The organism is Fluviicola taffensis DSM 16823, from assembly GCF_943372375.1.
Taxonomy (GTDB): Bacteria; Bacteroidota; Bacteroidia; order Flavobacteriales_D; family Crocinitomicaceae; genus Fluviicola; species Fluviicola taffensis_A.
In genome coordinates this window covers 1-18,255 of record NZ_CALRYJ010000030.1, presented here as the reverse complement: position 1 = coordinate 18,255, position 18,255 = coordinate 1, and the positions used below count along the sequence as shown (strand labels likewise).

The following is an 18,255-nucleotide window of genomic DNA, read 5'->3' as shown; positions in this document are numbered from 1 at the left end:
CTAAATCAACTTCAGTTCCTTACATTCTGTTTAAACTCTAAGAGATAAAAAAGGAGGAGACGATATCTATGTGTGAACATATCTCAAGGATTGTTTAGGCACATATGTGTTCTCGCTCCTTTTCACTTTTCTATAAAAGTAATAACTGAGACAAACATAGGAGGTACATAGAACACATAGTTTTGTAATCTTGATTTGTATCAGAATCCCAATGGTTTGTTAAATCAATAACATCCGATAAGTTTGTGAGATTCTCCAATAACTATACTTCATCAATTCTCTATGTTTATGTACCTATGTGGTAAAACAAAAAAGGGCATCTCGCGACACCCTTCTCATTAATCCAATAACTATTTCTTATCCTAAGAACGGATACTTATAATCTGTTGGCGGAACGAATGTTTCCTTGATTGTTCTTGCAGAAACCCAACGCAACAAGTTCATTGCTGCTCCGGCTTTATCATTCGTACCCGAACCTCTTGCTCCACCAAATGGCTGCTGACCAACGACGGCTCCGGTTGGTTTGTCATTGATATAGAAATTTCCTGCTGCATTCTCCAAAGCTTTTGTAGCAACCTGAATCGCATAACGGTCATTTGAAATGATTGATCCTGTCAACGCATACTCAGAAGTTTCATCCAGCAATTTCAATGTTTCTTCAAACTCGTTTTCAGGATATACATAAATTGTCAATACCGGTCCGAAGATTTCTTCGCTCAAGGTTCTGAACTTCGGGTTTGTAGTAACGATGACGGTCGCGTCGATGAAATATCCTTTCGATTTATCATACGAACCACCCACGATGATTTCCGCATCCGATTGTGCCTTCGCAAAGTCAATAAATCCAGCGATCTTATCGAAAGCACGTTCATCAATCACGGCATTGATAAAGTTGGAAGAATCTTCCGGAGACCCCATTTTAAATGATTTCACCTGACTCACCAAAATCTCTTTTACATCTGCCCAAATATTCGATGGAACATATGCACGGGAAGCAGCAGAACATTTTTGGCCCTGGAATTCAAATGCTCCTCTGGATAATGCAGTTGCAACTTCAGCAGCATTTGCGCTTTTGTGAACCATCACGAAGTCTTTCCCGCCTGTTTCACCAACGATTCTTGGATATGCACGGTAATTTTCAATGTTGTTTCCAATTTCTTTCCACAAATGACGGAACACTCCGGTAGAACCTGTGAAATGAAGACCTGCCAGATGTTTGCTTTTGAAGATCACATCTCCCGCAACCGGACCATCAACAGAAATCATATTGATAACTCCATCCGGAACACCTGCAGCTCTGAACACTTCCATGATCACTTGTGCAGAATACATTTGGGATTCAGCTGGTTTCCAAACAATCACATTCCCCATCATTGCAGGAGCAGCACATAAGTTTGCAGCAATTGAAGTGAAATTGAACGGTGTAAGTGCGAAAACAAATCCTTCCAACGGACGGTATTCCAATCTATTCCACATTCCAGGCAAGGATTCCGGTTGATCTTTATAAATCTGAGTCATGTATTGAACATTGAAACGGAAGAAATCGATCAACTCACACGCAGCATCAATTTCAGCTTGCATTACATTCTTGGATTGCCCCAACATGGTAGCTGCATTCATCCTATTTCTAAACGGTCCAGCTAATAAATCAGCTGCTTTTAAAAAGATTGCGGCACGTTGCTCCCAAGGTAAGTTTGCCCATTGTTCACGTGCATTCATTGCAGCATCAATTGCCGCAGAAACATGAGATGCATCACCATAATTAAAATGCCCCAACACTTTTTTGTGGTCGTGCGGAGGGGACATCGGTTTTTTATTATTCGTTCTAACCAATTCGGAGCCAATGTACATCGGCACATCGATCGGATCCTGGTTTAGGAGTTTTTTATATTCAGAAATCAAAGCTGTATGCTCGGAAGTTCCCGGAGCATAAGCCTTCACTGGTTCATTAATTGCTTTTGGAACCGTAAATAAAGCGTTTGACATAGTATACATTTTTGCACTACAAATGTACAATAATGCTTTGAGTTCAGGTATCAGATTCATCTCCTATTATTGAACTTCCATGGTTAATTTAAAAGATTGTTCTTATGTTTGGGAACTATGTTATTTAAACACACTATGAAGACGCTATTCCCCATTATTCTTTTCGCCCTATTCACCCATTCTTTCTGTTTCTCGCAATCCATTGATTCCAAAAAACAGTGGGAGCAATTAAACAAAGGCAGTGAAAGCGAGCGAATCGAAGCAGCCAAAAAACTCAGTCTTTACTATCAGTCAGAATCCATCGATTCACTTCGAATGGTTGGTGAAACATTGTTCTTTTACGGGATAGACAATCATTATCAACCGGCTATCGAATTCGGTAAAATCACGCTTGCAGAATTCTATGTGATGAATGGTCGGATCAATGATGGGATCGTCATGGCGAAGGCAACTCTTCCTTCCTTACAAGAGCGAGGAGATATGGCGCTATTGAGCCGTGTTTGCAGAATTATTGCATCCGGTTACCGAAAATTGGAAGACGGAAATTCATCCATGCTGTGGGCTAAAAAGGCCATCGCTTATAATAAGGACAATACCGAATCACCCGATAAAACGGAAGGAATCATCTCATTGGCTGAAGCTTACTTGCTACAAAACAAAGAGAAACTAGCAATTGAAAGCTATGAGGATTACATTTCCAAAGCCACCAAATCAAAGAATTACCGTGGATTAAGTACGGCTTATGCACGTCTGGGAGATATTTACCGGGTTTCTGAAAATTTGACCCTGGCAGAAAAATTCTTCAAGCTTTCCTACCAGATGGCTCAAAAAACAAATCTGACTTCTCCAAAAGCACATGCTTTAAACAACCTGGCCATTATTTACTTTGAAAAAGGAGACACCGTAAATGCGCGACTTCATTTTCAAAAGGCGCTAACCTTGAGAGAATCGGTGCATGATGTGAAATCCATTTCTGAAAGTCTTTACAATTTGGGAGATTATCATTTTTACATCGAGCAATACTCCAAAGCACTTTACTGGTATCAAAAGTCAACGGATCTTGCCAAACGAAATTCGTTATTAAAGGAAGAAAAAGATGGTTTATTGGCAATGGCTCAGGTCTACAAGGAAATGAAACAATTTGATGAATCCACCAAGCATTTGGAAAAAGCATTAGCCATTTCAAGTGACCTGAAACTGCAGCAAAGTGCAGATGACGAGGATCTGACCAACCTTCAACACGAAATTTGGAGAACGGACTTTGAAGAATTCAAAACAGCGGAAATCAAAAAGGAATCTTCTTTTCAGGTTTACTTACTTTTAATAGTAACATTTGCTTTAGCAGTAACTGTGATTCTGTTACTTGTGAAACTGAATAAGATAAAGAAAATGCCTAATTAAGCTTGCCAGGGAAGTTCAATTGGAAAACAGGAATGTCCACTTTAAATAGCTGACCGGTTTCTACATTCTTGAATGTATAGAAACCATGCATCGAACCCATTTCTGACTTTAATTCGCAGCCGCTTGTATATTGGTACAATTCTCCTGATTCCAAAATAGGCTGTTGGCCTACAACCCCTTCCCCACTCACATGGATCGTTGGATTCAAGGAATCAAAAATGAACCAATCGCGGTGAAGCAATTGAACAGTGAATTGATTTTGATTTTCAATATCAATCCGATAGCTGAAGAAATAGCTTGAGTCCGTTGTTTGTGAAACATCTGCCCGAAACTGAGTCGAAACCCGAATCAAAACTCCTTCCGTAAGCGCGGTTATCTGTGTCATATTTATTGGACTTGTGACGAAGAAAGTTAGTAACTAAATTCTAGGTAGACAAATTTTTCACATTTTTTATTGAACTAATTTCTCAAATATCACACTTACAGTGAATTCCAAAAATTAACGAATAATGAATCGAAATGATGAAAGTCACTAGAAATATGTACTGTTCAAGACGAATTAAATTCTATTTTTGTATTCAAAAAACACGAAATGACTCCGAAGTTTCATCCTTTAGTTGTTCAAGATGTCCGAAAGGAAACTGATGACACTGTCTCAATTGCTTTTGAAATCCCTTCCGAACTGACAAATGACTACCAATTTGTTTCAGGTCAATACATTACGATTCGTAAGATCATTGATGGGGAAGAGCTGAGAAGATCCTATTCAATTTGTGCAACACCCCAAGACGGTGAATTGCGTGTTGCGGTTAAGCGTGTCGAAGATGGTCGTTTTTCATCCTGGGCAACTTCAGATCTGAAGACTGGAGAAGTTTTGGATGTAATGACTCCAAGCGGGCATTTCCAGGTTATTCCGGAGATTTCTGCTACAAAAAGTTATGCGCTTTTTGCAGCGGGTAGCGGAATAACTCCTATTATCTCCATTGCAAAGACAATCCTTACCAATGAGCCGATGAGTACGGTAACATTGGTTTATGGTAATAAAGGTTTTTCCAGTATCATTTTTAGAGAAGAACTGGAAGCTTTAAAGAACAAATACATCAACCGTTTTCAATTGATCCATGTCCTGAGCCGCGAAAGCTTAGGGAACCCATTGCAGAAAGGTCGTATCGACAAGGATAAAGTGGCGTTGATCGGTCGTACCTTGCTTAAAGGCGAACATATTGACGCCGTTTACTCCTGTGGTCCGGAAGAAATGATTCATGCAGTGAAAAATGCGATGATGGAATCCGGAGTTCCGGAAAATAAAATTCATTTTGAGTTGTTTGGAACAAAAACAGCGGGTTCGGCAGCTAAAATCGTTGTCCCACAAGATCAGGATGTGTTGGCTAAGGTTACGATCATTCTTGATGGAGATCGGATTGAGGTGAATCTGAATACTGCAGGAACATCTATTTTGGAAGCAGGTTATGCCGCCGGTGCGGATTTGCCGTTTGCTTGTAAAGGAGGTGTTTGTTGTACATGTAAAGCAAAAATATTGGAAGGAAGTGCAGTGATGGATGTCAATTATGCACTTGAGAAAGATGAAGTCGAAGCAGGTTACATCTTAACGTGTCAGGCACATCCTACCTCAGAAAAGTTAACAGTATCATTTGACGATTAAGTTATGGGTTTATTTTCCAAATTCAAAAAAGACTCCGGTTCGAAAAAATCGCGTTCCGGCATAGTTAAAGTTTCAAATAATGAGCGAATTACAGCAGTTGGAAGTCGTATCCATTTTGAAATTCCTGCTGACTTAAAGGAACATTTCAATTATGAGCCTGGACAGTACATCAATGTTCACGTAACCTTGAATGGAACTAAATACAGCAGGTCATATTCCATTTGTAGTGGTCCAAATGAACCGAATCTTGCTGTTGCAGTTAAGGCAATTGATAAAGGGTTGGTTTCAAATTATTTGGTAAACGAATTAAAAGCAGGAGATGAGATTGAACTGGATTTTCCTTTAGGGAATTTCAAATTGGATCCAAAAGCTCCAAACATTGTCTGTTTTGCAGCCGGTAGTGGAATTACTCCTTTCATGTCTTTTGCAAAATCATTAGGTGCTGATCAAAAAATGCGCTTGATTTATGGTAATTCGAAAATGGATACGGCGTTTTTCCTTGATGAGATTAAAAGCTTTCCCCATGTTACTTCCACTTTTTTCTTCAGTCAGGAAAAAAATGAAGGTCACCAGGAAGGGCGATTGGATAAACATCACGTAAGTGAATTGATTAAATCCGAATTATCGCTTTTGAGAGCAGATGGGTTTTATATCTGTGGTCCGGAAGAAATGATTATTGGAATTCAGGAGGTTTTGAATGTTTTTGGAATTGCGAAAGAGAAGATCCATTTTGAATTATTCACCACTCCGGTTTTAATGAAACAGGAGGAAACAACTGTAGTTGGAACATTTAAAGGCATTTCTCAAGTTAGTGCAATTCTCGATGGAGAAATTCAACGCATTGAGTTGGATACAAAAGGAAAAAGTATTTTGGACGCTTTGGATCAATCCGGAATGGATGTTCCTTATTCTTGTAAAGGAGGTGTTTGCTGCACATGTAAAGCTAAGATTTTGGAAGGAAGTGCTCAGATGACTATCAATTACGCTTTGACGGATGAGGAAGTGAAAGAAGGATATATTCTTACCTGTCAGGCACATCCGACAAGTGAAGTGTTAAAATTGGATTTTGATGTCTAAGAATGTACTGGTAATCGGAGCAAGCAGGGGAATCGGTAAAGAATTAGTGGCTCAATTTGCAGCTAAAGATCTTGAAACGTTTGGCTTTGCAAGAAGTCTCAAAAATGGCTCTGAAAATAACATTCATCTTATCCAACTGGATTTATTAAGTCCAACGATCAAATCTGATTTCGAAAAAGCGATTGCTGGTATCGATCAGATCGATTATCTGATTCACAATGCAGGTTTTATCAAAGTAAAACCTTTCCTGGAATTATCAAGGGAAGATATTCAGAATTGCTATCAGGTGAATGTACTATCTGTCATGGAAATCACCCAGATCTGTATCCCAAAAATGAAGCCAGGCGGACATATCGTCATGATCTCATCGATTGGAGGCTTTCAAGGAAGTTCAAAGTTCCCGGGTTTAGCAGCATATTCCACTTCGAAAGCTGCATTGGTTTCACTGACCGAATTACTCGCCGAGGAATTCAAAGATTCGGGAATTGCCATCAATTGCCTGTGTTTAGGAGCTGTTCAAACAGAAATGATGGAAGAAGCCTTTCCAGGTTATAAAGCTCCTCACCAACCAGCTGAAATTGCCGAATTCATTGTTGATTTTACACTCAATAACGGGAAATACTTTCATGGGAAAATCATTCCTGTGAGTGTTTCCAATCCTTAAATACGCATGCAGCTATCTTTAGCGCCTTTGCAAACATATACCGATTATCATTTCCGAAATGCACATATTGCTGTATTCAAAGGTGTTGATAAATTCTATGCCCCTTATCTGAAAATGAATAACGACGGGACTATTAAAAATGCTCCGAAAATCGATATTCTTCCCGAGAACAATCCTCAGATTGATATCATTCCTCAACTAATGGCTTGCAGTGAACAAGAATTTTTCATCATGTCGGATTATATTGAGAGTTTGGGATATTCCGAATTGAATTGGAATATGGGGTGTCCTTATCCGATGGTGACAAACAGGAATCTGGGAGCCGGTATATTGAACAAACCTTCCGAAATATTTAATCTATTTGACGCTATCTTCCCAAAGCTCAAAATTGGTTTAGGAATCAAAATGAGAATGGGATTGGAGAATACGGCAGAGATCCTGGAGATCCTACCCCGATTAAATGACTATCCATTAACAGAAATAATCATTCATGCGCGTTATGCAAAGCAATTGTATCATGGTGTATGCGATCACGAACGTTTTATGGAATGTATTTCATTAACCAAACATCCATTGACATACAATGGAGATATTACAACGAAAGAAGAATTTGATTTTCTGAATGAGAAGTTTTCGGGTATCCAATCCTGGATGATTGGAAGGGGGGCGATGAATAATCCAAGTCTATTTGAGGAAATCAAGTTTGGAACAATCGATTCAGGTGAAGTTTATCGAAATAAATTGAACCAGTTTTCTGAATATCTTACCAATAGTCTTTTAGAATGTAATCCGGATAGAGGGTATGCATTAAGCAAGATGAAGTCGTACTGGGAATATTTATCGGAAGGGCTTTCCGATGGAAAGCAAATCTACCGCAAACTGAAAAAAGCGAAATCAATAGAAGATTTCAATGGGTTTATTTCTGAAATAAATTGAAGAATTAAATCCCGAACTTAATAATAATGAGAGTCGAATTGAAAAATAGAGAGAAGAGTCAGCAATCGTATTAACTAAAAATTACTGACTCTTTAGAAGATTATTTATTTTCCCTTGAGTGGAATTCGATATGGTCCAATTACCGAATTAAACAATAAATCACCATTTTCTAACAATTGAAGTATTGCATATGCACCGTTACCTCTATTGGTAAATCCAAATTCAACATGTGTTCTGATTTTGCCTGTAGACCAATCTAAACCAGTGATCTCCCACCCTTTTTTAGCAGTATATCCATTTACTAACACCATATTGGATCCGCTAGTAACAAGTGGAACCATACTTATTGAAACAACATCATTTCTTGTCCAAACAGAAAGAAACTCATTTTTTTCCGTATCCCATTCCACTCTCTCCATTCCTTTTGGACCGGCATGAACAGGACCAACAGTCATCACATCAATAATTCGATCAGGATGTCCTTCATCAATAAGGTTATTAACCAGAAAAGCTCCCAATCCATTGACAACAATCGTTTGTTCGGATTGAATCCAAGGTTTATCTTTAGGCAAACCAGCTTTGATTGGAATCATTCCTGCAATTCTTCTAGATTTAGTTCCTTTTTTTTGTGGATGTGATTTGGGTATTTCATTTCTCCAAAAAGCAACCAGATTCATTCTGTTTTGTCCATCTGTTATCAAGACCAATTTATCTTCATCATCTCCAAAACCCATTAAAGTTGGAGTAGAACCGGCACCGGTTCCTGCTTTAATCGCCGGAGGCCAATCACCTCCATTGTATGGACTTATCCAAGCTCCATCTGTTTCTTTATCTGAAATTTCTTTACCAGTCCAAACTAATTTTCTCATCATTCCATCTCCTCTCGGAGTTTTACTTCCCGTAGCAACATAAATGCCATTATCTTCATCAATAGCCATGGAGTTTGTACATAATTCATTCTCGTTAAAGGCATAAAATTTCCCCGGACCTTTCAATTGTTTATCAATTACTGCGATTCCGTTTACAGCTCCAATTACAATATGCCCGTCATAGGTCATATTCATCCCCACCATATTGATTTTTTTTACACCAGGAGCCACTTCTGCGGCTGGAATTAAGGTAGAAACATCAAATTTATACTTGACCTCAAGTCCTTTGGAGGGAGTGTTTTTATCAATCAGCCCAATCGCAGAAACCACATTTCCTGCATTTGCATATACGTAATCTTCAGAGCTCACTAATGCATAAACTCCGGCCGGTAATACTAATCCCGGATTCTGCCCCAAAATTTCTTTCAGGTGTTTTTCAGCAAAATCTAACGACGTATATTCTACATCTGAAATAGCTTTTAATTGATCAATTGTTAAACGTTTAGCTCCCGGCAAATCAATATCCGTAATTTTATTCCAATTGCCGCCTGATTTGTCAATTAACGCCACGCGATCAGTTGATACAGACCACATATGGTTTTCATTCACTGATGCATATGTAACATTGTTTACTGGTCCTCCCCAGATTGGAGTCAATTTATTTAGATCAACCTGAAACTCTCCCTCATTAATTTTGTAAGGCACACAATTGGTTTGACCGGAATTAATATGAGTTACACCATAAATATCGGAAGATAAAAAGGGGTTTTTAGGAGGATAGTCCATTGAGGTTTGAGTTTGGTTATTCTCATCGGAATCAGTTGATTTATCCTCATTTTTGCAAGAGCCAAGCAAAACAAGCCCAAAAAACATGGGAAAAATTAATTTTTGTTTTTTCATTTTGATGCGTTTTTAAATTTTAAACAATAAAAAATTGACTCCTATTTGAAAGGATGCTCCTCCAAATCGATACATTGTGCCATAATTATAGGTGAACCTGGATAGAACACCTAATTTCCCGGGAATAAACCAATATGAACCATAAACTCCAAGTCCATAAATTTGATCATTATTGATGGATGCTTTTTCACCGCGATCAGAACCAATTCCCCACGTTCCATAACCATAAAGACCTATTTCATGCCCCTTAACAAAAGTGTAGCTGCCTCCATAATCAACAGTTAGATGAGGCGATTCAATAAAATCGATCCCTTTTTGTTTATTATTTAATTCAAAAGTTACTCCCGAGATTACACTTATTTTTTCTTTTGGCTTATATCTTCCCATTAATCTGACATTATGAGACCAGTATCCTAAACCAATATTTCCTGAATCATTTAATTTATGTTTCCCGACAGGTATCCATGCCCCATAAGAAAAAGTTGAAGAGAATTTGTTTTTACCCCAAGTAAGCCAGATAGGCTGTAAATAACAGTCTCCCAATCCAAAAGATTTTAAACTTATTGTTTTACTTCCTGCTAATGTTTGACCCGAATAAAAATCCAAAGCAATATTTGCATTCGGATTATTTAGCATGGGTAATGCCAATATTCCCCAGTTTGCTTTTAATATTTTTTTCTTTCCAAAATAACTGATCATCGGAATGATCGACTGTGTTTTAACAGATTGCCCTAGTTCAACAGATAGCGGTGGGTTTTGGCTTATTTCAATCACATCTGTTTTCTTGTGTGATCCATTATAATAATTCATATCTGAATAAGAATAATATAAAGAAAATACCCAACCTGAAACAGGAGGAATAAAATAATCGTTTGTATTGAAGCTCCCTCCGTTATAATGACCTTGCGCATTTATTGCAGTTGGGATTATTCCGAAAAAAGAGAACAGAAAAACTTTGAATAGCTTAATAGTCATTTCACGATTTTAAAAGTTTTTATTAAAGCCAATTTGGTAGAGTACTCCCCTATTGTCTATGGTAGATTTTTTAGTTGGAATCTCCATTAATCCGATAATATTAAAACCTGCACCAACAGATTTCCCTATGATAGGAGAAATAATCAAATCAAAATTTCGATTACCAAAATCGATGATCGTTCTGGGTTCAATAACATAGAACATCCCTGATCTTGTGAACTTTGCTAAAAACACCCTATTGGTTAAGACTGATAGATCCGGGAACATATTGTCTTTAGCAATTGCAAATGAGTATTGCTCCTGAATCGCTAAAAACAAACTCTGGCTGATTGTATATGAGTAAGTAATTGCAGGCGTTATCGAAAAATATTGGCTGCCAAAACCCAGTTTTCCAATTGGCAAATTTAATTCTATCGATCCGGCTAATGAATTCTTACCTTTTACATAGAACGCATTCAGGATTGAAAATTTCAAATCAGAAACTGAAGATTGAAAACCAGTTCCTGAAACCCCTTTATGAATACTCAGAATTTCCGGTTTGATGGATAAACTCCATCTATTTACACCAAGTACTAAATTAAATTTAGTACTAATCGCTGACTGATTATTGGATTTATCAAAATACGCTGCTGAAAAACCTGCTCTAGAATTAACCCGGGTTGGGTCAACACCTGATTCAGTTCTTATTTTTTCAATCTCTAATGAATCTGCCTGACCGTATACACTATTTGTAAAACAAGAGAATATTGAGCCTATCATCTCAACAACTAATAACAATTTCAGTTTATTATATGTCTCCATATCAGTGATGTAGCTGTATTACTTTCAAGAGTACAAATAAAATTTTGATTTGAAAACTAAATTGTCAAATATTTTACAGGGAAAACATTTTTAATAATTATTTTTTTTTACTTTAACTGAAAGTAAGATTAATAGTTAAATTCTGTTAATCCGATTAAAAATTACCACTGTTTTAAATTTATTGAACATGAGAAATTGTGTCTTTCCTATTGTTTTCATTTTGTTTTTCACCAATTCTTATGGACAACGCATAGAAATCGCGCCTGTTATTGGGTATAATTTTAATGCAACATACTATGACGGTTTTAATAATATTCGTTTTGATGACGGTGTCGTATTTGGTGGAAATTTCAATTTTCAAATTAAGAATGTAACTGAAATAGGATTCAGTTATCTCCAACAATTTACAACTGTTGATGTATATAGCTACCAAAAAGACACTTCTCTTAACGTTTCCGTTGGTATTAGCAGATATCACCTTACCGGAAACAGAAGTTTTGAAGTTGGAGGTAGTGGAAAAATATTCCCATTTGCAGGCTTAGGTATCGGAGTAACCAACTATTATGATCGGGCAAAAATTTCAAGCCGCGTAAAGGCAAGTGTAACAATACAAGCTGGGGTTCGATTTGATATTTCGGATAAGTTGAATGTGAAATTTTCCGGCCAACTGATGCTTCCGATTTCCTCTATCGGACTTGGGATTGGGTTTGGTTCGTCAGGAGTTTCAGTTGGAACCAATTCGCATTCCTCTATGATACAACTTGGACTTCAAGCTTCCATTGGATATTACATTGGTTGGTAAAACCTTTAAAACAAACTGTTTTGAGAAAACATAACTACGAAATTTCGATCATTTATGAAAAAATATATTCATGGAATCAAGAAATACGCTCTTTATTGTATATTAATTACATTATCGATTCTACTAATTTATTCAGTAGGAGAATATATTTTTGTGGTTTTTCGATCCATAATTCGACACTTTTTAAATGCGATTGGTAACGGGCTATTGCATAAAGAAGGTACACTCATATTAATAGTAATACAGCAATTCATGGCCGGAGCATTATTATTAATGGTTCTTATTGAATTACTCGAGAGCATTTATTATTACATCAAACATGACAATACACTTTATACTAGAATAGTTCTTGAAATCGTCTTGATTTCTGTTTTAAGACACGTTATCATTTTGGATATAGCTCATACTGACTATATGAATGTGATCGGTTTAAGTTTACTCGTTTTAGTGATTGGCTCATTTTATTTAATCTTCAAGAAATATTTCCCCAATAAATTAGATCAGCATTGAGAATCTGAATCGCTCTAACTAGGCATTATTACTCACGATTAATTATCCATTTATATGAAACCTCTATTCACATTGAACTTATCTCCAAATGAATACTTTTGGCTAGTTATACTAATCATACTTGTTTTCTATTACCTAGGTTGTTCTTCAAAACGGTTTTTATTAAAAAAGAAGATTCTAACCGAATCAACTAATAGTACTACAAATACTACCTTACTTGCTCTATTCGGTTTATTATTAGCCTTTAGTTTTAATTTGGCGAATTCCAGGTTTGATGATCGAAGAAAGCTAATAGTCGATGAAGCTAATGCCATTTCAACAGCGTATTCAAGAATTCATTTATTACCGGAGAAAACAAAAATCAAAGCAAACATTCTATTTGAAAAATATATAAACGAACGAATCAATTATTTTGCTGTAGGCAGCAATCCTTCCAAAATAGAAAAATCATTTAAAAAATCAGCTGCAATTAGCCAATCCATTATTGATGTTGTAATAAATGACAAGGAAAGAGTAAATGAATCCATATATGTCGTTTCCATCATTGAATCCTTAAATACAATGGCCGATATATGTGCTTCGAGAAATGTATCCATTAAAGCAAAAATTCCTGAATTAATCTTATCACTGTTACTCTTCCTCTGTTGCATTGCAGGTTTATTACTTGGTCTAGAATGTGGATCCATTTATGATCGCATTATAGCACTCATCTTCGCCGTTTCAGTTGCATTTACAATTGGAACGATTGTAGATTTAGATAGCTCTCGAAGTGGTGAAATCAATTTATCCAAAGTGAATCAAGAAATTATTGATTTAAAAAAAATAATAAAGCCATAAAACTCAGTATTTCAATGTCATAAATAGGAATCAATTATAAAATAATAATGAGAAAGGTCGTTTTCATAATAATCCCATTTCTTTTTTCTCAAGTAATTGTACTCGCTCAATCGAAGGATACAATTGAAGAAAGAATTTTTCCTCTGATGAAAAAGTTGGTTAAAAAGGCAAATGCCAGTGGGCAAGAATTACCATTGCCCTTTGGAATTAATGCAAGTATGTATTTTCAAGAGCAAGCAATGGATATTCAGCAAATTGCAATTGGTGATTTTCAAGTATCAACTGAAGGACAATTTATAGATATCAATGGTTCACAGATAAGTAATACCACTTTTACATCTCAGCTGCGAGGAGATTTATGGCTATTTCCTTTTCTAAATATTTATGGCATGGCAGGTCAGGTGACTACTTTTAATAATATTGAATTATTGATTAATATAAACATGCCACCCATTCCCGGAATTACATCAGGGGATCTGAAAACAATTGAGCGGAAAGAAATTGCAAAAATAAACGGTGGTGTTTTTGGTGGAGGGATTGTTATTGCTTTTGGTTACAAACGTTTCTTCACTAATATCAATGTTTCCTTTGCTCGAACATTCTTGTCAGAATTGAAATCAAGTCAAGATGCATTTATTGCATTCCCTATGATTGGATACTCGACAAATTTCGCCAATTTCTTCGCAGCAACAATGTATCAAAACAAAGGACAAGCAAATAAAGGTTCTTTTATTAATTCAAATGGTACTCCAACAAATTATAGTATTGTTTTTAACTCAAAAGATTGGAATTTAATTTTTGGTATGAATAAAACAATTAACCATTGGAGTATGAATTTTATGCTTGGTTTTGGTCCACGAACAAATAGTTTAATAGAAATTGGATATCGTTTATAGTAATGACCGCTATAATAAGACATATCATGCATAAAGAAATAATCGCAGAAATTCCAATCGAAACTTTTTAATACTTACTCAATTGAAAAAGAACTATTTTTTATTGATTCTATTGTTTTTTACAATAAATCAAAGTAAAGCTCAAAGTAGCTTCATAGAGAAAATAAAATCTCATGCAAAGAGATACAAAGAAAAAAGAGATTCAACGATTCAAAATGGAGGTTTTCTAATTGATCCTTTTTTAGGACCCGGATTTTCTCCTGAAAATGGTTTTACTATTGGAGGTGGAGTTTTAGCTACATTCAAAACAGACCGTTTGGACTCGATTATTCCTCGTTCAACTGCAACTGCCTTGTTAAACTTCTCTACTTCTGGTTCTATCGGTTTTGCAATTGCTTCAACTACCTATTGGAAAAAAGATAAAATAAGAGTGTTTGCTGTTTTTGCAGGAAAATCAATGCCCGATCATTATTTTGGAGTCGGTTTTAAAAATGGTTATCACACTCCATTTCCAGATTCAACTAACTTCAAAAGAGAATGGATTACTGCAACAATTCGTCCCATTTTTAGATTGGGAAAAACAAATGCATTCATTGGCCCCGATTTAAATTTTAATTATACCAAAGCTATTAAAGTCAACCACCACATGGCTCAAGATTCTTCCTACATTATTGGTGGAAGTAAAAATCATAGTTTAGGTTTGGGTTTGATTTTTACATATGATTCTAGAGATAATCCCCCAAATGCCAAAAAAGGATGGTATGCAATGACCCGTTTTACGGTGTACAATAAATCCCTTGGGAGTAAAAACAATTACAATCTTACAGCATTTGATTTGCGCTATTATTTATCTCTATTTAAGAAATACCGAGTTTTTGCATTCGCTTATAAATTTCAATACAATTTTGGAGAAATTCCCTGGTCTGAAATGCCATCCTTAGGTTCAGATGCCGATTTAAGAGGCTATCGAATTGGAAAGTATAGAGATGTCTGCACCAATACATTCACATTAGAATACCGCCACAAATTTTATTGGAAAAATAAAGCGACTAAACATGGAATGATCTTGTTTTCATCTATTGGTTGTATGGGAAAAGATGTCAAATCCTCTTTATTCACAAGAGTTTTACCTTCCGTAGGGATCGGATACAGGTTCGAATTACAACCAGGTCTAAATTTGAGAATTGACTTCGGATTTGGCTTTGAATCGAGTGCTACCTATTTTAATTTTGGAGAATCGTTTTAATTTCAAGTAACTGTTTTTCTCATCCAGTAGAATCCCTCCTTTTAATAAAGGACTTTGGAGGAATCCTTTTATTTTCGTTTATAAATCGAAACTCCATTTTTGATTGTTTCCACAACATGGATTGATTTAATTGCTGTTGCTTTTACCCTAAGCGGATTTTTATCCAAAACAACCAAATCCGCAAGTTTTCCTTTTTTTAAGGATCCTTTGGTATCCTCCTCAAAGTATTGATATGCAGCATGAATAGTCAGGGCTTGCAATCCTTGGTAAGGTGTTATGCGTTGATTTTTCCCGATAATTTTCCCATTTCTGGAGATTCGATTTACGGAAGTCCAAAGCAAAAAGAACTGATCCATCGGTGTAACAGTATAATCCGTATGATTCGTGCATGGAATTCCTGAATCAAACGCAGCTTTCATCGGACTTAGATAGGAGGCACGATCGCTACCTAAGTTAGCCAAATGGACATCTCCCCAATAATAGGTGTGATTCGTAAAAAACGATGGGATCAACCCCTCAGACTTATATTGAATCATTTGATCCGGCCTCATAATTTGAGAATGAATAATTGTTGTTCGTCTGTCTTTGTCCTTCTTTCCTAATTTCTTCTCAGCATATCGATGCGCCTGAATCATCATATCAACTGCCGCATCACCATTACAATGAGAAAAAACTTGTACTTTATTAGAATAACAGTTTAAAAATAATTGATTGACATCAGCTTGTGTCAAATTCGCAAAGCCCTTACAGTCATGATTGCAACCCGGAACGGGTGTTAAGTATGCTTTAGTCAGGAAAGCAGTTTTCCCCTGAGGAGAACCATCTACCGTTATTTTTAGTCCCTGATATTTCAATCTGTTTTGATAAACTCCCCACTTCAATCTTCCCGTTCCAACCAGTTCGTTTGCTAATGAAAACATCGGAAGTGCAATCACATCTATTTTGAATTTCTTCTTCTTAGCAGTTGCCTCCAAAATTTTCATTTTATCAGAAGAGCTTAGTCCGTCATTTGCTGTTGTAATTCCACAACTCGCATAATAATCCTGAATCTGAACCATTTTTCGGATCTCCTGATTCATTGGAAGTGGTTTAGACAAAAAAGGCATAAAAGCCATTGCTGCCATTTCCTGACATAAGCCGTTGGGTTCATTAGATCCATCGGCTTTACGTACGATTGTACCGCCAACGGGATTCTCCGTGTTAGCATCAATACCTGCCAATTCCAACGCCAAACTATTGGCTACCAACATATGTCCGGATGTATGTAGTAAAATAACCGGATTTGAGGGAAAAGCAGCATCTAAATCATCGCTGGTTGGATGCCTTTTTTCTTTAAGAAAATCCTGATCATAACCGGAACCAACAAGCCATTCTCCATCTTTTGCATTTAACCGTTCTTTTAAATTTTTCAATGCTTCAATAATATCTGCTATACTTGAAATATTTCCCACGGGAGCAGGATTTAGATTGGCTTGGTTAAGAGCATCTGCCCCCATTGTAATATGGCTATGTGCATCTATGAAACCTGGAATTAATGTCTTTCCTTTCAAGTCACGTATTTCAGTTTTCTCATTTTGAAATTGTTCTGCCTCATTTTTAGAACCTGTAAAAATGATCTTTCCCCTTTTAATTGCAACTGCTTCAACATATGTTGGCAATTTTCCTTCCATCGTCAGGATATCCCCACCATAGTAAATGGTATCTGCCGTTTCCTTTTTCGAAGGGTAATTACACCCGCCAATCATTAATAAGGAACATAAGATGAAAATAGCTTCTTTTCTCATTGAGATCGATTTATTATTTCAAATGTATATATAAATTTGAACTACAGGTAACAAATCTCATCACCTGATGCAAGATAAGTTACCAAGGATGAGTCATCTGCGTACTCCTTTTTCGCCAGCTTCTCTACCAAACCTTTCCCTATCTTTTTTTCATCATGTGTCGATAGAAATAATTTGGCTTCACATTCCGTATAAAGCCATTCGGCTTGTTTGATTCCCAAATTTACTGTGCCCCCCAACCAAAATGGCAAATGATAGCGAGTTGTGGTAGTAAATAAGACATCTACTTTCGGAATATCTTTTGTTTTTGCACCATGTGGGGCAAATAGTATCTTTCCCTCCTCTGTATGAAATAAATAAGCGCTATGTACTAAATCTAAGAAACGACTCGGTTTATACTCCTTAACATGAAAAGGTGCATCTTGTAATGGAATTAAGCTTTCAAAGTGATTCCATTTTTCAATCTTTTTAAGAATGCTTTTTTTGGCAATAAGGGGAATTGAAGGATCGAATTGAATTAAGGTCTCTTTATTGCAATGATCAGTGAATGGATTGGAAATAAACAAATAATCTACTTTAGGCAGGCTTGAAACGGTGGGTTGTTTTGTTTGATGAAACTGTTCACTAAACAAGCGATGACCGTCGATTTGAGAAGGTGTAAACCAAGGGTCTAAAATGACTTTAAGACCATTTAATTCCCACAACCAAGAGCAATCATCATTCAATTTGTGAAATTTCATGGTACTAAAAGTAGTTATATTAAATGTTTTTAATTGAAATAGCTTGGTAAAATCCATCTACCAGAGATTATTGAACGCAAAAAAGCCGTTCCTTTTTGGGGAACGGCTTATTAAAAGTGGCATCGACTTACTCTCCCACCCTCAAAAGGGCAGTACCATCAGCGCTAA

At 36.5% G+C, this 18,255-nt stretch carries 16 protein-coding genes; 9 read left to right on the top strand and 7 right to left on the bottom strand.

Features of this window, described 5'->3' with window-relative positions; genetic code table 11:
* Positions 1-357 precede the first annotated feature (357 nt).
* Positions 358-1,986, bottom strand: a complete 1,629-nt coding sequence (pruA, locus tag AAG807_RS20985; protein WP_341908467.1) for an L-glutamate gamma-semialdehyde dehydrogenase — start codon at positions 1,984-1,986, stop codon at positions 358-360.
* A gap of 135 nt (positions 1,987-2,121) precedes the next feature.
* Between pruA and AAG807_RS20980 the strand changes: the two genes are divergently transcribed.
* The gene (locus AAG807_RS20980) at positions 2,122-3,387 is read left to right on the top strand and encodes a tetratricopeptide repeat protein (RefSeq protein ID WP_341908465.1); all 1,266 of its coding nucleotides are present in this window, start codon (positions 2,122-2,124) and stop codon (positions 3,385-3,387) included.
* Here AAG807_RS20980 and apaG read toward each other — a convergent pair.
* A complete protein-coding gene (gene apaG / locus AAG807_RS20975) occupies positions 3,380-3,772 on the bottom strand; it encodes a Co2+/Mg2+ efflux protein ApaG (protein WP_341908464.1) in 393 nt (130 codons plus the stop codon). The two genes, AAG807_RS20980 and apaG, sit on opposite strands and share 8 nt — an antisense overlap.
* 207 nt (positions 3,773-3,979) lie before the next feature.
* Between apaG and paaE the strand changes: the two genes are divergently transcribed.
* The 4 genes from paaE to AAG807_RS20955 are packed head-to-tail and all read left to right on the top strand — an operon-like array spanning position 3,980 to position 7,727.
* A complete protein-coding gene (paaE, locus tag AAG807_RS20970; RefSeq protein WP_341908461.1) occupies positions 3,980-5,050 on the top strand; it encodes a 1,2-phenylacetyl-CoA epoxidase subunit PaaE in 1,071 nt (356 codons plus the stop codon).
* A gap of 3 nt (positions 5,051-5,053) precedes the next feature.
* Positions 5,054-6,127 (top strand): 2Fe-2S iron-sulfur cluster-binding protein, encoded by a 1,074-nt coding sequence (locus tag AAG807_RS20965; protein WP_341908459.1) that lies wholly within the window; start codon positions 5,054-5,056, stop codon positions 6,125-6,127.
* Positions 6,120-6,791 carry an SDR family oxidoreductase gene (locus tag AAG807_RS20960; protein WP_341908457.1) on the top strand — a complete coding sequence of 224 codons (672 nt, stop codon included), beginning with the start codon at positions 6,120-6,122 and terminating at the stop codon, positions 6,789-6,791. Before AAG807_RS20965 ends, AAG807_RS20960 begins: the two co-directional genes overlap by 8 nt.
* Before the next feature lie 6 nt (positions 6,792-6,797).
* Complete coding sequence (locus tag AAG807_RS20955) at positions 6,798-7,727, top strand: tRNA-dihydrouridine synthase family protein (RefSeq protein ID WP_341908456.1); 930 nt, start codon at positions 6,798-6,800, stop codon at positions 7,725-7,727.
* Positions 7,728-7,831: 104 nt separating this feature from the next.
* Here the strand turns inward: AAG807_RS20955 and AAG807_RS20950 are convergent, their stop codons facing one another.
* From AAG807_RS20950 to AAG807_RS20940, 3 genes are read right to left on the bottom strand one after another with little or no spacing between them, the layout of a single operon-like run.
* A complete protein-coding gene (locus tag AAG807_RS20950; RefSeq protein WP_341908454.1) occupies positions 7,832-9,496 on the bottom strand; it encodes a hypothetical protein in 1,665 nt (554 codons plus the stop codon).
* A 12-nt stretch (positions 9,497-9,508) separates the two neighbouring features.
* Positions 9,509-10,471: a transporter gene (locus tag AAG807_RS20945; RefSeq protein ID WP_341908452.1), complete on the bottom strand. Its 963-nt coding sequence runs from the start codon at positions 10,469-10,471 to the stop codon at positions 9,509-9,511.
* A 9-nt stretch (positions 10,472-10,480) separates the two neighbouring features.
* A complete protein-coding gene (locus tag AAG807_RS20940) occupies positions 10,481-11,272 on the bottom strand; it encodes a hypothetical protein (protein ID WP_341908450.1) in 792 nt (263 codons plus the stop codon).
* A 187-nt stretch (positions 11,273-11,459) separates the two neighbouring features.
* Between AAG807_RS20940 and AAG807_RS20935 the strand changes: the two genes are divergently transcribed.
* The 4 genes from AAG807_RS20935 (at position 11,460) to AAG807_RS20920 (ending at position 15,563) form a co-directional block, all read left to right on the top strand.
* Positions 11,460-12,074, top strand: a complete 615-nt coding sequence (locus AAG807_RS20935) for a hypothetical protein (RefSeq protein ID WP_341908448.1) — start codon at positions 11,460-11,462, stop codon at positions 12,072-12,074.
* A 564-nt stretch (positions 12,075-12,638) separates the two neighbouring features.
* Positions 12,639-13,421, top strand: a complete 783-nt coding sequence (locus tag AAG807_RS20930; protein WP_341908446.1) for a hypothetical protein — start codon at positions 12,639-12,641, stop codon at positions 13,419-13,421.
* A gap of 146 nt (positions 13,422-13,567) precedes the next feature.
* Positions 13,568-14,317: a hypothetical protein gene (locus tag AAG807_RS20925; RefSeq protein ID WP_341908444.1), complete on the top strand. Its 750-nt coding sequence runs from the start codon at positions 13,568-13,570 to the stop codon at positions 14,315-14,317.
* Between the two features lie 82 nt (positions 14,318-14,399).
* Positions 14,400-15,563: a BamA/TamA family outer membrane protein gene (locus AAG807_RS20920; protein ID WP_341908442.1), complete on the top strand. Its 1,164-nt coding sequence runs from the start codon at positions 14,400-14,402 to the stop codon at positions 15,561-15,563.
* A 68-nt stretch (positions 15,564-15,631) separates the two neighbouring features.
* Here AAG807_RS20920 and AAG807_RS20915 read toward each other — a convergent pair whose 3' ends face one another.
* Together AAG807_RS20915 and AAG807_RS20910 are read right to left on the bottom strand one after the other, a co-directional pair.
* Positions 15,632-17,347 (bottom strand): amidohydrolase, encoded by a 1,716-nt coding sequence (locus tag AAG807_RS20915; protein ID WP_341908440.1) that lies wholly within the window; start codon positions 17,345-17,347, stop codon positions 15,632-15,634.
* Positions 17,348-17,388: 41 nt separating this feature from the next.
* A complete protein-coding gene (locus AAG807_RS20910) occupies positions 17,389-18,144 on the bottom strand; it encodes an MBL fold metallo-hydrolase (RefSeq protein WP_341908438.1) in 756 nt (251 codons plus the stop codon).
* Positions 18,145-18,255 lie beyond the last annotated feature (111 nt).

Coding starts and splice junctions, on each gene's coding strand:
- AAG807_RS20915 (WP_341908440.1), bottom strand. CDS start 17,347: ATGAGAAAAGAAGCTATTTTCATCTTATGTTCCTTATTAATGATTGGC.
- AAG807_RS20910 (WP_341908438.1), bottom strand. CDS start 18,144: ATGGATTTTACCAAGCTATTTCAATTAAAAACATTTAATATAACTACT.
- AAG807_RS20945 (WP_341908452.1), bottom strand. CDS start 10,471: ATGACTATTAAGCTATTCAAAGTTTTTCTGTTCTCTTTTTTCGGAATA.
- AAG807_RS20940 (WP_341908450.1), bottom strand. CDS start 11,272: ATGGAGACATATAATAAACTGAAATTGTTATTAGTTGTTGAGATGATA.
- AAG807_RS20960 (WP_341908457.1), top strand. CDS start 6,120: ATGTCTAAGAATGTACTGGTAATCGGAGCAAGCAGGGGAATCGGTAAA.
- AAG807_RS20950 (WP_341908454.1), bottom strand. CDS start 9,496: ATGAAAAAACAAAAATTAATTTTTCCCATGTTTTTTGGGCTTGTTTTG.
- paaE (WP_341908461.1), top strand. CDS start 3,980: ATGACTCCGAAGTTTCATCCTTTAGTTGTTCAAGATGTCCGAAAGGAA.
- AAG807_RS20955 (WP_341908456.1), top strand. CDS start 6,798: ATGCAGCTATCTTTAGCGCCTTTGCAAACATATACCGATTATCATTTC.
- apaG (WP_341908464.1), bottom strand. CDS start 3,772: ATGACACAGATAACCGCGCTTACGGAAGGAGTTTTGATTCGGGTTTCG.
- AAG807_RS20930 (WP_341908446.1), top strand. CDS start 12,639: ATGAAACCTCTATTCACATTGAACTTATCTCCAAATGAATACTTTTGG.
- AAG807_RS20980 (WP_341908465.1), top strand. CDS start 2,122: ATGAAGACGCTATTCCCCATTATTCTTTTCGCCCTATTCACCCATTCT.
- pruA (WP_341908467.1), bottom strand. CDS start 1,986: ATGTCAAACGCTTTATTTACGGTTCCAAAAGCAATTAATGAACCAGTG.
- AAG807_RS20965 (WP_341908459.1), top strand. CDS start 5,054: ATGGGTTTATTTTCCAAATTCAAAAAAGACTCCGGTTCGAAAAAATCG.
- AAG807_RS20925 (WP_341908444.1), top strand. CDS start 13,568: ATGAAAAAGTTGGTTAAAAAGGCAAATGCCAGTGGGCAAGAATTACCA.
- AAG807_RS20935 (WP_341908448.1), top strand. CDS start 11,460: ATGAGAAATTGTGTCTTTCCTATTGTTTTCATTTTGTTTTTCACCAAT.